The following is a 14,841-nucleotide window of genomic DNA, read 5'->3' as shown; positions in this document are numbered from 1 at the left end:
ACGTTCTAATTTAAAAAATTGAAATAAGTACTGTCCTGATTTGTAAGATTGTGGTACCCTAGAACTTATATAATTGCTATTTTTCGTATTGGAGTTGAATTTAACAGATGAGTGATTTGTACAAGGAGCCTCGATCTTCCGATCCTTTTCAGGAGACGAACGATTATAACGCCCCATTTAACCCGCCCCCAGTAGTTCCACCTACGAATAGTAAAGCTGTTGCCTCGATGGTGCTTGGGATTTTATCTGTGGTCATTCCCTATCTCGGGTTGATTATCGGAATTGTGGGTATTATTTTGTCCAGTCTTTCCCTGAAGGAAATTAACCGTCATGGCGAGCAAGGCAGAGGTATGGCCATTGCTGGATTGGTATGTAGTATTATCGGTACACTGATTTATACACTGATCATCATTTTTATAGTTATTGTTTTTATTGTAGCGGCCTCCAGTGGCGATCCAGATGTTTTTTCAGACATTTAATGAATTGAAGAATGCTTGAGTCAGACAAACCATTCACGATTTGACTATTGGATGTTATGATAAAAGGAGTCCAAAGAAGGAGAGTGAAGCCGTATGGCACGTACTCAAACACAAAAAGCGCTGAGCAAGGCAAAACGCGCTGGAATCTATTGTGCGGCACAGAGCCGCAAAACGAATGACCATTATGGCGAGATTTCACAGCACATACGAATGAAGCCGACCAAGCAAGAACAATTACAAAAGGTCAAGCACAAGAAGCGAATCGTTCAGAGCGACGCTTCTTTTTTTGTTTTTAGAGAGAACAGCAGGGTCCTTTTCGACGTGGCTTTATAAAGTAAGCCTGCAACCAAACGTTGAGCAGAGAAATGATTGTGTGGATTGAATAGCGCTTTTCTGTACCGAAAAAGGACTTGATAATAATTATCATTCTTGTTAGAATATCATAAGAAAGAAGGAACCCGGGCATGGGCTCCTTCATTATAAAGCTTAGGCTTGAAATCAAAGATTTACTTGGCTTCGAAGGTTTTGCAGTCTGTTTCTTCGGATTTGTGAGTGTCTTCAGGTCTGTTGCTTACGATATAAATGGAGCTAGCGCTACATTTATTTTCTTGGGCCCAGTACGTACATGAATTGACTTCACACAGAACGTCTTTTGCCATGTTGTACACCTCCTTATATGGTTGTGATGGGCTGAGCAAATAGTATCACGGTCAGTCAAGGTAGGACTTGTCCAACTGTGTTTACCCTCTTGTTAGGAAGAGGGATTTTGCTATGCCTGCTTGTACAATATCAAATGAAATCTAAAATTGCAATGTTTGCTTCATTTTGCAGTTCGAAGCGGACATAAGTGTCCCTTTTAATTAAAAAACAAAAGCTGTCCTCCATGCAGAACGAAATGTTTCTCTGCTGGAGAACAGCTTTTTTTGTTTTTCTGACATAATGACGATATGAAAAGACTTAGCGCACGTTAGGAATATTTACGATGGGATCGATGTCAGCATCATAGTCTACGCCCTCAAACTCAAAGCCGAACAGTTGGAAAAATTCGTGACGATATCCTTCAAGATCTGACAATTCGTAGATATTGTTGGTCGTCAGCGCCTCCCATATCTTTTCAACCTCTGCCTGTACGTCTTCGCGCAGTTCCCAATCATCAATACGAATACGTCCTTCTTCATCTACAGGAGTTTCTGGTGCGTACAGACGCTCAGCAAACAGGCGGTAGCTCTGTTCTACGCACCCTTCATGCAGCCCTTTTTCCTTCATTACCTTATATAAAGCAGAAATATACAGAGGAACGACAGGGATAGCGGAGCTAGATTGGGTAACGAGTCCTTTGGTGACTGCGACGAAGGCGCGTCCGCCTGTAACTTTCAGCTGATCGTTCAGCTGATGCGCTGTCTCCTCCAAATGATCCTTTGCACTTCCGATACTGCCTTCTCTGTAGATGGCTTGCGTAATATCTGAACCAATATACGAAAAGGAGAAGGTTGTTGCAGTATCAGCCAATACACCGCCTTCACGCAAGGCGTCAATCCACAATTTCCAGTCCTCACCACCCATAACCTCTACCGTTGCTTGTACTTCTTCTTCTGTTGCGGGTTCAAGCGTCACGCTGCTGACTTCCCCGGTGTGGAAGTTAACGGTCTTGTTTGTGTAAGGCTTACCAATAGGTTTGAGCACGGAATTAAACGTTTCGCCTGTGCGAGGATTTGTACGACGACCTGAAGCGACACTGTAAACCACCAGATCGACTTGTCCCAGTTCTTCGCGAATGGCTTCCACCGTTTTGGCTTTGATCTCATCCGAGAAGGCATCGCCTGTCACGCTTAAGGATTTAAGCCCAGCTTCCTGAGCAGCTTTTTCAAATGCAGCAGAATTGTACCAGCCTGCCGATGCTGTACGTGTGGCCGTAGCATTACTAGGGCGATATACACCAATTGTATTGGCACGCGCACCGAAGGCAGCAGTAATGCGAGAAGCCAACCCATATCCGGCAGATGCCCCGATCACAAGTACATTACGGGGTCCCTGGATAGCAGGACGGGCCTGTACATAGTCAATTTGCTCCTGAACATGTTGGGCACAGCCCACCGGATGAGCAGTGGTGCAGATAAAGCCACGTGTTCTTGGTTTGATAATCATGTTATTGTAATTCCTCTCTTCTTGTAGCGATCTTCACCCTTACTATTTTAACTTTTAACTATTTTTTTTCAAACGTGGATTTCAGTAAGTATCCTTTTTACCCAAAAGTGTATCCTTGCACGGGGTGGCAAGTGCCTAAGGGCCTGCATATGATGCTGTAACGATAAATACGAGAAGGGAGAGAGCTGCTTGAAGAATAAGAGCCGCAAAACCATAAGAAACAAAAAGCCGCTCTATAGTGTAATTGACCCGGATATGAATGAATTAAGTATGATACAGCGCGTGAAGCCACAGCCTGCGGAGAGGGAGACAGAAGCAAGACTTCATCAAGTTGCTTCTCCGCCTCCCCCAACCAAAGAGGAGCCGGAGCTACAGACTGTTGTCGAACCTGAAATCGAGGTTTCGCATGAGACAGAGGTTGAAGGTGTGGATGCAGAGGAGACTCAAGTGTCGATAGAGGAACCCCAAGAGCTAGAACCAGAACCACAACCAGAGCCGGAGCCAGAACCAGAACCTGATCCAATTGATGTGGAGGAAATTTTGAGCAATAAGAAGGCCCCACATGTAAACAATGCTTTCATCTATACAGACGATTTGAGCGATTTCGCTGTGACGGGTGAGAAGATCGCTCCCGCTTCCATAGATTTCAGCAAGCTGAAACAAGAGAGCATCCACACGGAATCTCTGGCGGATTATGCCGTTCAAACGATTAAGATAGCCGACGGTGCTGTGACTTCTTCGAAGATTGCCGCAGACTCCATTACGGTGGAACATCTGTCGGACGCATCGGTGTCAGGCAGTAAATTGCAGGATCGCTCCATCGGCGGTGAAAAGCTTCGAGATGGCAGCATCACTCCTGAGAAGCTGGCTGATAAGATTATCAGCGGTGATCATATTGCGAATGGCTCCATTGAGAGCCGTCACTTCAAGCAATGGATCGTGTCTTCAGATATGCTTCAAGATCAGTCGGTCACCTCGGATAAAATTCGCAGTGGTACGATTCAATCGAACAATTTGGCTAATGAAGCTGTCGACAGCTCCAAGCTGGGCGATCAATCTGTGACCACTTCCAAACTGCGGGATGGTGCTGTGGATGGAGCTAAAATCCAAGCTGGCAGCATTGAGAGTGCACACCTGACCGAGCATGCCGTTCATGCAAGGCATCTGGCCCCCGGTTCGATTAATCGCAAGCAGCTATCCAATGGAATTGTGGGTAAGGAACAATTGGAGGAAGGCGTTGTTAGCGGGCGCCATCTGGAGTCTGAGGCAGTGACCAGTGCGCACATTCAGGCTGGAGCGATTGAAAGAAAGCATCTGAGTCCTGGCTCCATCGGGGAAGAGCAGATTGGAACGGGCCAAGTGACAGCCCGCCACCTGGCGGATCGGAGCATTCAGTCCAATAAACTGGCAGATCAATCTGTAGGCTCATTGCAAATTGTCGATCAATCCGTCACTTCATCCAAAATATCGGATCAGAGCATTTTACCACACAAAATTGCCGACGAGGCGGTACTTACCAGACATATTGCTACAGCAGCCATACAAGGTCCCCAAATTTCTCCGGAGGCAGTCTCTTCCGTACACCTCCAGTCGGAAATCATTCGAAAAGATCATATTGCATCGGAGGCGGTTACGGAGCAACATTTGCATTCCGGGGCTGTGACGAGCGAGAAATTAGGGAAGGGGGCAGTGCTGGAACACCATGTGGCGAATCAGGCTGTCAAGGAAAATCACATTGCCTCGAGCGCGATTAAGTCTGACAAAATTGCTGACGAAGCAGTGACAGAACCTAAAATTGCCACAGGAGCGGTAACTGGAAATAAGATTGCCCCTCAAGCCATTACACACGCACACATTGCAACGGGGGGGATTCGTGAAAACCACCTTGCCGACAACAGTGTGGGTGGAAAGGCATTGCAGGCTCAATCTGTCGATTCGACCCATTTGGCCCAGAGTTCTGTGCTGAGCAAACATCTTGGGGAAGACAGTGTTGGAACCTCGGCTTTGCAAGAACAGTCCGTTACCGCAGACATACTAGGGGAAGGCGCTGTTCAAACCGCGCATTTGGCCAGCGGAGCGGTGTACTCCCATCATTTGCAGGACCATGCCGTTACTTCACTGAAACTATCGCCGGAAAGTGTGGCCACGGATAAAATCAATGATTTGGCGATTACGGCTCCTAAGTTAGCTGAGGGTAGTGTCACTTCCTCTAAGCTGTCTGCTCGTTCCGTGCAGCCGTGGCATATTACGGATAAAGCGGTGCAGAGTAACCATCTGGCTGTTGAAGCGGTGGAGGCGAATCATCTCGCTCCAGAATCGGTCACCTCTAATCATTTGCAATCTGCATCGGTCCAAACCAAACACCTCGCCCCCGACAGTGTATCCGGTCATGCACTTCAGTCAGAAAGTGTCACCTCTGAGAAGCTAGCGGCCCGTGCTGTGCAGGCTTCTAATCTGGCAGAAAACAGCGTGGGTCCCGGACATTTGGCTGCGCAAGCCGTACACACTCAGCATTTGGCTGCAGGAGCAGTACAGGAGACGGAATTAGCCCAGAACGCTGTAAAGTCTGTACATCTTGCGCCCGAATCCATCCAATCGGAGCACTTGCAAAGCGGGGTCATTCAGGGAGAGCATATCGCATTGCAGGCTATAGCTACTCCGGCCTTACAGGATGAATCGGTCACCTCTGCCAAACTGTCGGAGGGAAGCGTAACTCCCACCAAACTGTCTGCCCATGCCGTGCAGTCCGGACATATTATGGACGAAGCTGTACAAAGCAACCATTTGGCTGTGGCGGCCGTGGATTCGGCACATCTGGCTGCAGGAGCGGTCACCTCGGTGCATCTACAGGCTTCCTCGGTGCTCACGAGACATTTGGCCCCGGATAGTGTGTCCGGTCGTGCGCTTCAAGCGGAAAGCGTCACCTCGGAAAAGCTGGCAGCGCGCTCGGTACAAGGAATGAACCTCGCGGAAGGCAGCATCGGCCCTTCACATCTTTCTGCGCAGTCGGTGCACACTCGGCATCTGGCAGCTGGAGCAGTACAGGATAGAGCACTGGCAGAGGGGGCAGTGAAGTCCGTGCACATCGCACCGGAATCCATTCAGCCACATCATCTGCAAATTGGAACCATTCAGGGAGAGCACATCGCGTCACAGTCCATATCGACCGATGCTTTGCAGGATGAGTCTGTTACGTCCGATAAACTGGCGGATGAGGGTGTGACTGCCGCCAAGCTGTCAGCCCACTCGGTCCAGCCGTGGCACATTACAGACGAAGCGGTGCAAGCCAAACATCTGGCAGAAGAAGCCGTCCAGTCCAATCATCTGGCCCGGGAATCTGTCACCTCTGCCCATTTGCAGGCCTCAGCGGTGCTTGCGAGCCATCTAGCTCCAGATAGCGTATCTAGTAGTGCGCTTCAAGCAGAAAGCATCACCTCGGAAAAGCTGGCGGCACACTCGGTGCAAGCGACGAATCTCGCAGAAGGCAGTGTCGGCCCTCCACATCTGTCCACGCAAGCGATACACACCCGGCACTTGGCAACGGGTGCAGTACAGGACAGAGCGCTAGCAGAAGGGGCAGTGAAATCCGTGCACATCGCACCGGAGTCCATCCAGTCGCATCATCTGCAAACGGGAACCATTCAGGGTGTGCATATCGCCTCACACGCGATATCGACCGATGCTTTGCAGGATGAGTCCGTTACGTCCGACAAACTGGTGGATGAGGGCGTGACTGCCGCCAAGCTGTCTGCCCACTCGGTCCAGTCGTGGCACATTACAGACGAAGCGGTGCAAGCCAATCATTTGGCAGAAGAGGCTGTCCAGTCCAACCATTTGGCCCGGGAATCCGTCAGATCTGCCCATTTGCAGGCTTCAACGGTGCTTGCAAGCCATCTGGCCTCGGATAGCGTATCCAGTAGTGCGCTTCAAGCAGAAAGCGTCACCTCGGAAAAGCTGGCGGCACACTCGGTGCGAGCGTTAAATCTCGCGGAAGGCAGCGTCGGCCCTTCACATCTGTCTGCGCAGGCGATACATCCCCGGCATTTGGCACCCGGCGCAGTACAGGACAGAGCGCTGGCAGAAGGGGTAGTAAAGTCCGTGCATATCGCACCGGAGTCCATCCAGTCGCATCATCTGCAAACGGGAACCATTCAGGGTGTGCATATCGCCTCACAGGAGATATCGAACGATGCTTTGCAAAATGAATCCGTTACGTCCGACAAATTGGCGGATGAGAGCGTGACTGCCGCCAAGCTGTCTGCCCACTCGGTCCAGCCGTGGCACATTACAGACGAAGCGGTGCAAGCCAATCATTTGGCAGAAGAGTCCATCCAGTCGAACCATTTGGCTCCTGAATCCGTCACCTCTGATCATTTACAGGCTTCCTCGGTGTTTGCGAGACATCTGGCCGTTGATAGTGTGTCAGGTCGTGCGCTTCAAGCAGAAAGCATCACCTCGGAAAAGCTGGCGGCACGCTCGGTGCAAGCGACGAATCTCGCGGAAGGAAGCGTCGGCCCTTCACAGTTGTCTGAGCATGCCGTACACCCCCGGCATTTGGTACCTGGCGCAGTACAGGACAGAGCGCTGGCAGAGGGGGCAGTGAAGTCCGTGCATATCGCACCAGAGTCCATCCAGTCGCATCATCTACAAATTGGAACCATTCAGGGTGTGCATATCGCATCACAGGCGATATCGAACGATGCTTTACAGGATGAATCCGTTACGTCCGACAAATTGGCGGATGAGGGCGTGACTGCCGCTAAGCTGTCTGCCCACTCGGTCCAGCCATGGCACATTACAGACGAAGCGGTGCAAGCCAATCATTTGGCAGAAGAGTCCATCCAGTCGAACCATTTGGCCTCGGAATCCGTCACCTCTGATCATTTACAGGCTTCTTCGGTGTTTGCGAGACATCTGGCCGTGGACAGTGTGTCAGGTCGTGCGCTTCAAGCAGAAAGCGTCACCTCGGAAAAGCTGGCGGCACGCTCGGTGCAAGCCACGAATCTCGCGGAAGGCAGCGTCGGCCCTTCGCAGTTGTCTGAGCATGCCGTACATCCCCGGCACTTGGCAACGGGCGCAGTACAGGACAGAGCGTTGGCAGAGGGGGCAGTGAAGTCCGTGCATATCGCACCGGAGTCCATTCAGCCGCACCATCTGCACCTTGGAACCATTCAGGGTGTGCATATCGCATCACAAGCAATATCGACTGATGCTTTGAAGGATGAGTCGGTTACGTCCGACAAACTGGCGGATGATGGCGTGACTGCTGCCAAAATATCTCCTCATTCGGTCCAGCCGTGGCATATTACGGACGAAGCAGTGCAAGCCAATCATTTGGCAGAAGAGGCCGTCCAGTCGAGCCATCTGGCTCCTGAATCTGTCACCTCTGCCCATTTGGAGGCTTCGGCAGTGATGACCCGGCATATTGCCCCCGGGAGTGTATCGGTTCACGCGCTCCAGGCAGGCAGCGTGAACGCTGAGAAGCTTGCGCTTCGGGCGGTGCGTGCTTCGAATCTGGCAGAAGCCAGCGTAAACTCCGTGCATTTGACGGAACATGCCGTACACGCTCAGCATTTGGCCGATGGGGCGATTCAAGGGTCCGCGCTGGCAGAGGGCGTGGTGCAGTCCAGACATATCGCGCTGGATTCAATCCAGTCGGAACATCTGCAGGCAGGGGCAATTCAGCCACAGCATGTAAGCTGGCAGGCGGTGGCTGAGGATGCTATACAGGAAGGTGCGGTGACGTCCAGCAAGCTTGCAGATGGAACGATACAGTCCCGCCATGTGGCTGAGGAAGCTATTGAAAGCCACCACATTGGAGAGGAAGTTATTGATTCGCATCACCTAAAGCCGGGCTCGGTGACACTGGCTCAGCTGTCCACAGATATTCATCTCTCCGGACTTTTGCCAGAGGAAGGTGTCAGTGGCGACAGACTTCAGGCAAACAGTATATCTCGCAGCCATCTGCAAGCTCAGGCCGTCGACAGCGAGGTACTGAGCCCGGAAGCTGTGGGTCCAGAGCATCTGCAGGCTGCTGCGGTACAAAGCCATCATGTGGCAGAGCAGAGCATTGAAGGTCATCATCTGGTGGAAGGCTCTGTAGGCTCACGTGAGCTGGAGCTAAACGCAGTGAAGCCGGAGCATTTGAGCATCACTCCGGTCCGTACTTGTGCGAATCAGCCCGCATTGCAGCAGTTTGGCAGAGCGCCGTTTCTTTTGAAAGGTAGTGAAGGAGAGACGGAAGTGACCATTGTATTCGGGGAGCCTTTTGTAAACCCAGACTACACGTTGGTAGCGATGACGAACCACCCTCTCTTTCATGCAACGCTGAAATCTCAGACACCGAATGGAGCAGTGATCGTCGTAACCAAGTGGAACGAAACCGCGCATAATTATGGTATTATTTCCTGGATCGCCATTGGCTAGTGAAGATGGTTATTGTAGAACTCATAGCGTGCAGACTCATGTATTTTCTAAATACATGAGTCTGCACGCTTTTTCATATACTTTTCACACATTTGCTCCACAATTATCCCGAATTCTCCTGATAAGCTAAAGATACTTTAAAGGAGAGGTGATTCAATCATGAAAAAATGGACTAAAAATGCAGCAGCCGTATTGACCGTAGTAAGTGTACTGGGAGGAGCAAGCAGTGCATTCGCCGCTACAGCAACAACGACTCCAGCGAGCACTGCACCAGCGATCAAAGCTCCTGCGGTTACGACTCCGGCTACCAAAACACCGGTGAAAGCACCTGTGACGAAAACACCTGTGGTGAAAGCACCTGTTAAAAAAGCTGTAACAGCTCATAAAACAACAACCAAAGCGAAGAAAGCTCCTGCTAAAAAATCCGTTGCGAAAAAAGTGGCTAGCCACAAAACAAAAGCAGTGAAAGTGCAGCACCGTACAGTTAAACATCATGCAAAAAAACATAATGTTGTTAAACACAAAGCAACAGCTCATAAAACTCGTGCACATCATGTCGTAGCTAAAAAAGTGACTCACAAAGCTCCAGTTAAAAAAGTAGTCCCAGCAAAAACAGTGAAAACAGCGCCAAAAACAGCTGCTAAAGTAGTAACAACCAAGAAATAAGATTGATGTGTAATTAGCTTTCAGCTCGCCTGGCATATACAGCAGCGATTCATGATAAGAAAGACGGGACCGGGAACGGTATACCCGTCTTTTGTCTATTCTGCTGGGCTTCTGTTAAGCTTAAAGAGAGGATGGAAGCATCCAGAACAACGGCAAGGGGTTAAGGCCATGACAAAAATAGTAGTAGTGGATGACGATGTGTTCATTTTGCAATTAATATCTGAATATTTGAAAAAAGAATCCTACGAGGTCACTTCCTTTTCCAGTGGTAAAACACTGGTAGAGCATATCCGTACGAACCGTCCGGATTGTCTCGTTCTTGATATTATGATGCCTGGCATTGATGGGCTTTCTCTACTGACTCAGCTTCGTGATTTTACAGAAATGCCGATCATTATGATCTCTGCCCGTGGAGAAGAAAACGACCGTATTCACGGACTGGAGCTGGGATGCAGCGATTTTTTGACCAAGCCCTTTAATCCAAGAGAGTTGGTAGGAAGGGTTAAAGCGATGCTGAGGCTGAGCAAGGCCGGAATGTCTGCATCGGACGATAGGCAAGCGGCAGGAAGCGCAGATCTTTGCCATGCGGGCAATCTGTGTATTTTTGCTGACTTTCGTAAAGTTACAGTGGACGGACAAGAGCTGAATTTGACCTCACGTGAATTCGACCTGCTGCTGTTTCTTGCGAATCATCTGGAGAGACCTTTTGGCAGGGAGCATCTGATTCAGCAGGTGTGGAGCTATGATTTTATAGGTGATGTGAGAGTCGTGGATGATCTGGTCAAACGGATTCGTAAAAAGTTAGCTGAATATCACTCTACGCTCGTCATTAACACCGTATGGGGTTTCGGATATAAAGCAACGGTTCAGGAGTTGTAACCATGCGTACGATGAGAGCTAAAATACTGCTTTCCCTGTCCATCGCCATGCTTATTACCGTCTGTATTACGGTCGTTTTATTCATCAGGCTTATCGACGACATTCTGGTGAATCAGGCTAAATCCAAGCTCCATGAGCAGGCGCGCAAAGCCGTCCATATTATGAGCGACGGAGGCTTTGATCGACTGGATAATGCTGAATTCAACTATGTTATCAAGGGCGTGCTTTTATCTGCCGATTACTTTATTTTAAGCACGGATAACCGTATCATCGACTCAAGCGTCTCTGGAATGGAAGGCAAAAAGATCGAGCGTTTGCTTTTGATCCGCCAGGGATTTTTTGCATCGGTTCATCCGTCTCCCCAGGATCTGACCGCTACACATGAAGGGGTAGCTGTGCTTCAAGGTAAAAAGGTACTGTTTACGAATGAGGAATTGCCCGGACAACCTTTTCGTATTTTTGTATACTCACCCTTATCTTCCTTGAGAGCACTGTATGTACCGTTAATGAGAACCACATTACTGTCTATCATCGCGGGTTTTTTGGTGATTCTCGTCATTGGTCTGATGGTTGTCTCACGTCTGGTGCGTCCACTCAAACGATTGAAAGAGGCGGTAGGCAACTACGAACCGAATCAGCCACAGGATAGTGATTTTCCGCAGGCGGATAAAAGTGAGATTGGCGAGCTGATCGGTACCTTTCATTCCATGTCCGCCCGTATTCAGCAGCACCATCAGGGTCAAATTGAATTTCTACAAAATGTATCTCACGAGCTAAGGACACCGTTAATGTCCATTCAAGGCTATGTATATGCCATTCAGGATCAAGTGGTATCCCAGGACGAGGGGCTGAGTATCATCAAAGTGCAGTCCCAGCGGTTAATTGATATGGTGGAAAAGCTGCTGCAGCTATCAAGGCTGGAAGCGCTGAATGAGGAATGGCCTGTCTCTCTCGTTGATCTTAGAAGCATGGCGGAGGATGCTGTTCATCTATTGATGCCGGTGGCTGCTGAACGTTCTATCTCGCTTAGAGTGGAGGGAGAGGGCCTGCATGTGGCCGTTCCGGCCGAGCAATTGTTCCGTATAATGTTGAATTTGTTGCAAAATGCAGTTCGGCACACCTCTACGGAGGTTGTCATTCATTTGGAGACAGGGACAACACCGGAGGTTGTATGGGTTATGCATGTGGATGATGATGGAGGAGGGCTGACCGAACAAGAGGCAGCCGAGGTGTTCGGAAGATTCTATGCGGGCTCGAATGGTGTCACAGGTCTTGGATTGGCTATTTGTCGTCAAATTGCTACCCGATTGAACGGAGAACTACTCTGCACCCGTTCGCCATTGGGTGGAGCACGCTTCAGCTATATCCAGCACATGTTATAAATGAGTACAGAAATGGGTAAAAATGATCGTTTTTTCGGCCTAATATCCCATTTATCTAACATAGTATGAGAGGTTTTTGGTGATATTTTAGATATAGCTTGACTGGTAGGTACTAAACTGAGTAAAATTAATCGTATATACCTTGACTCCTGGACGTCGTTTTTTTAGATAGTGGTCAATAATAGCGATGAATAATAAATGAAAGAGTGATGAGATGAACCGCCTTTTGGAAGTGAAGGACTTAACGATATCTTTCAAGACCCGTCAGGGACTAGTGCAGGCCATTCGTGGCGTAAACTTTCATGTCAATAAAGGAGAGACGCTGGCGATTGTGGGCGAATCCGGCTCAGGCAAAAGCGTAACCTCACAAGCTGTTATGAAGTTGATTCCGACCCCTCCGGGCATCTATCAAAAGGGTCAAATTATGTTTGACGGACAAGAGCTGATTAATAAAACAGAAAAACAGATGCAAAAAATTCGTGGTAAGGAAATTGGCCTGATTTCTCAGGACCCAATGACTTCGCTTAACCCGACGATGAAAGTCGGCAAGCAGATCACGGAAGTGCTTTTCAAGCATGAAAAAATATCCAAGGATGCTGCTCGCAAGCGGGGTATTGAGTTGCTGAATCTGGTAGGTATTCCACATCCTGAACAGCGTTTTAACCAATATCCGCATGAATTTAGTGGCGGTATGCGTCAACGTGTCGTCATTGCGATGGCATTGGCTGCTAATCCGAAACTTCTGATTGCCGATGAACCGACGACAGCGTTGGACGTAACGATTCAAGCTCAAATTTTGGAGCTGATGAAAGATCTTCAGAAAAAGATCGATACTTCCATCATCTTTATTACGCATGACCTCGGTGTTGTGGCGAAGATGGCGGACCGTGTTGCCGTTATGTACGCAGGACAAATCGTGGAAACAGGTACGGTTAATGAAATTTTCTACAACCCAAAACATCCATATACATGGGGCCTTCTCGCTTCTATGCCAAGTTTGGACAGCCATGGTCAGAAGCTGGCAGCTATTCCGGGAACACCTCCGGATCTGCTTCACCCACCTGTAGGGGATGCTTTTGCAGCCCGCAGTTCTTATGCTATGAAAATTGACTTTGAGAAAGAGCCTCCACTCTTTCAATTATCCGATACGCACTTTGTAAAATCATGGTTGCTGCATCCAGATGCGCCTGCGGTTGAGCCACCAGAAGCGGTAAAGGCTAAACTTCGCAAGCTGGATAACGCATTTGAAAAGCCGGTTTTGGTAGAACAATACGGCAGTTAATGCGCAACGTAATTTATAACTAAACCAATGAGAAATAAAAAAGGGCTGTTCTCTCCGTGTGGAATCATTCTACGGAGGAAACAGCCTTTTTGGTGTAATATCGCAGGTTGTATGCGCCTGTGGTTATTGGTGTTAGCGGGCAGTGCTTACAGCTTACCGGAACCAGCTTGGGAAGTGACTTCTGTCTTCACACTGGCGGATGGGGAAATTTTATCGTTCAGCGATGGTTTCCAGCCTACAGAGGAGCTAAGACCCGCGCTGGAGCCTGCGTTAACAGCTTGTCCATTCAGGATTGTGCCCGTATCTGACAGGGCAGTTCCTCCAAAGACAGTCACGATTTTAGCTGCAGATAAACCGGCAACGTCAATGACATTGTTTTCGGCGAAGATTTTGGAGGATTTACCTGCACCCCATATATACAGTAAAGGATATTCGGAGCGTTTTACATCACCTGTATAGTAATTGTTGTACAGATGGACTTGTCCATACCGTACACGTGGTGTGCGTTGTACCGTGTTTTCATAATAGTTGTGATGCAAGGTTACACGTAAAGCTCCTTCATCTGCTGTTTTGCTGTCACTGTTGCCAATAATCGACGATTTATCATGATCGTAAAAATGATTGTAAGAAACCGTAACCAGATCGCCTTGGTTGATCACATCGAGAAGTCCATCATGATGCTGGTATTCTTGACCGTAAAAGGTGCCATTTTGGCTATCGGGGTGAGACCCATCATTGAAGGTATTGTGGTCTACCCATACATGTGTGGCGCCGTTAACTGTAATACTGTCATATTCCGAATTCCAATTGCCTGTGCTGCCGTCTGTTGGGTCCCACTGAGGGAAATAATCGTAGGCATCCTGGAATTCAATATTACGGATAATAACGTTGTCTGTCCCTTTTTTCAGCTGGAGGTTTGCGCCGTTAATGACGGCGTCGCTACCCAGCCCGACAATGGTTGTATTGGACGGAATATCAATAATGACACGACTGGCTTGATTTTTTTGTGAAGCCTCACGTGCCTTTTCCAATGTGCCGGACGGAGCCTTTTTCCCCCATGTGGACGGGTCATACGCTTTGAGGTAGGCGTCAAAATTATATTTAGGGTCCTTGTAATCGTCCAATCCTAACGGTTTATTATTGTCATCGACGTTGGCGTAGATCGTTCCTTTGACATAAATGATTTTAGGCGCTGTGTTGCTGCTCTTGCCTAAGGCATCGACAAGTTGTTTGCGATTCGTTACGGTGAAAATATTGGAGGTAGTCGCCGCAGCTCCACCTGTTGTGCCTGTAGAAAAGGCTGCCCATCCGTTTTTGCTGCCGAGCGTCTCCTTGCCAATATCGCTGGCTGCATGAGCAGGTGCACCTATAGGAGCCAGAGTAGTGAACAGTAGAGCCGCTGCGATTCCGAGTGAAAATCTCTTTTTCATAAAATACCTCCGTATATTGGATTAATGGAGTAGATGAACGAACGGAGTCCCGGGTGCTCCTGTGGTTTCTACATTTTCTATCATACTTCGTGTTCCAGTATTTGTTAATATAATAAAAGTTACATACTAAAATTTTTGTCGAATTTTTTATA

10 protein-coding genes are annotated in these 14,841 nt (G+C 48.7%); 7 read left to right on the top strand and 3 right to left on the bottom strand.

Annotation, left to right across the window (positions count from 1 at the left end):
* The first annotated feature begins 107 nt into the window (after nt 1–107).
* Together ACYCSE_RS01980 and ACYCSE_RS01975 are read left to right on the top strand one after the other, a co-directional pair.
* Complete coding sequence (locus tag ACYCSE_RS01980) at nt 108–479, top strand: DUF4190 domain-containing protein (RefSeq protein WP_061828734.1); 372 nt, start codon at nt 108–110, stop codon at nt 477–479.
* Between the two features lie 93 nt (nt 480–572).
* Complete coding sequence (locus ACYCSE_RS01975) at nt 573–812, top strand: hypothetical protein (RefSeq protein WP_069290141.1); 240 nt, start codon at nt 573–575, stop codon at nt 810–812.
* Nucleotides 813–985: 173 nt separating this feature from the next.
* Here ACYCSE_RS01975 and ACYCSE_RS01970 read toward each other — a convergent pair whose 3' ends face one another.
* Both ACYCSE_RS01970 and fabV read right to left on the bottom strand, forming a co-directional pair.
* A complete protein-coding gene (locus tag ACYCSE_RS01970) occupies nt 986–1,138 on the bottom strand; it encodes a DUF1540 domain-containing protein (protein WP_013311427.1) in 153 nt (50 codons plus the stop codon).
* 298 nt (nt 1,139–1,436) lie between these two features.
* Nucleotides 1,437–2,624, bottom strand: a complete 1,188-nt coding sequence (gene fabV / locus ACYCSE_RS01965; protein WP_254325096.1) for an enoyl-ACP reductase FabV — start codon at nt 2,622–2,624, stop codon at nt 1,437–1,439.
* Nucleotides 2,625–2,813: 189 nt separating this feature from the next.
* Here fabV and ACYCSE_RS01960 point away from each other — a divergent pair, with 189 nt between their 5' ends.
* The 5 genes from ACYCSE_RS01960 (at nt 2,814) to ACYCSE_RS01940 (ending at nt 13,259) form a co-directional block, all read left to right on the top strand.
* Entirely contained in the window at nt 2,814–9,050 is a 6,237-nt protein-coding gene (locus tag ACYCSE_RS01960) for a WIAG-tail domain (protein ID WP_459701116.1), read from the top strand.
* A gap of 159 nt (nt 9,051–9,209) precedes the next feature.
* Nucleotides 9,210–9,716: a hypothetical protein gene (locus ACYCSE_RS01955; protein ID WP_459701114.1), complete on the top strand. Its 507-nt coding sequence runs from the start codon at nt 9,210–9,212 to the stop codon at nt 9,714–9,716.
* Between the two features lie 168 nt (nt 9,717–9,884).
* Entirely contained in the window at nt 9,885–10,595 is a 711-nt protein-coding gene (locus ACYCSE_RS01950; RefSeq protein WP_061828739.1) for a response regulator transcription factor, read from the top strand.
* A gap of 2 nt (nt 10,596–10,597) precedes the next feature.
* Complete coding sequence (locus ACYCSE_RS01945; protein ID WP_459701111.1) at nt 10,598–11,977, top strand: sensor histidine kinase; 1,380 nt, start codon at nt 10,598–10,600, stop codon at nt 11,975–11,977.
* A 214-nt stretch (nt 11,978–12,191) separates the two neighbouring features.
* The gene (locus ACYCSE_RS01940; RefSeq protein ID WP_013311421.1) at nt 12,192–13,259 is read left to right on the top strand and encodes an ABC transporter ATP-binding protein; all 1,068 of its coding nucleotides are present in this window, start codon (nt 12,192–12,194) and stop codon (nt 13,257–13,259) included.
* A 146-nt stretch (nt 13,260–13,405) separates the two neighbouring features.
* Here the strand turns inward: ACYCSE_RS01940 and ACYCSE_RS01935 are convergent, their stop codons facing one another.
* On the bottom strand, nt 13,406–14,689 hold the full coding sequence (locus ACYCSE_RS01935) for a pectate lyase family protein (RefSeq protein ID WP_459701109.1): 1,284 nt from the start codon (nt 14,687–14,689) through the stop codon (nt 13,406–13,408).
* Between the last annotated feature and the right edge of the window lie 152 nt (nt 14,690–14,841).

Source organism: Paenibacillus sp. SEL1 (assembly GCF_054602535.1).
This window is presented reverse-complemented; position numbering and strand designations above follow the sequence as displayed.

Excerpts from the sequence above, each read along its gene's own strand:
- ACYCSE_RS01980 (WP_061828734.1), top strand. The coding sequence starts at position 108 with ATGAGTGATTTGTACAAGGAGCCTCGATCTTCCGATCCTTTTCAGGAG.
- ACYCSE_RS01975 (WP_069290141.1), top strand. The coding sequence starts at position 573 with ATGGCACGTACTCAAACACAAAAAGCGCTGAGCAAGGCAAAACGCGCT.
- ACYCSE_RS01970 (WP_013311427.1), bottom strand. The coding sequence starts at position 1,138 with ATGGCAAAAGACGTTCTGTGTGAAGTCAATTCATGTACGTACTGGGCC.
- fabV (WP_254325096.1), bottom strand. The coding sequence starts at position 2,624 with ATGATTATCAAACCAAGAACACGTGGCTTTATCTGCACCACTGCTCAT.
- ACYCSE_RS01955 (WP_459701114.1), top strand. The coding sequence starts at position 9,210 with ATGAAAAAATGGACTAAAAATGCAGCAGCCGTATTGACCGTAGTAAGT.
- ACYCSE_RS01950 (WP_061828739.1), top strand. The coding sequence starts at position 9,885 with ATGACAAAAATAGTAGTAGTGGATGACGATGTGTTCATTTTGCAATTA.
- ACYCSE_RS01945 (WP_459701111.1), top strand. The coding sequence starts at position 10,598 with ATGCGTACGATGAGAGCTAAAATACTGCTTTCCCTGTCCATCGCCATG.
- ACYCSE_RS01940 (WP_013311421.1), top strand. The coding sequence starts at position 12,192 with ATGAACCGCCTTTTGGAAGTGAAGGACTTAACGATATCTTTCAAGACC.
- ACYCSE_RS01935 (WP_459701109.1), bottom strand. The coding sequence starts at position 14,689 with ATGAAAAAGAGATTTTCACTCGGAATCGCAGCGGCTCTACTGTTCACT.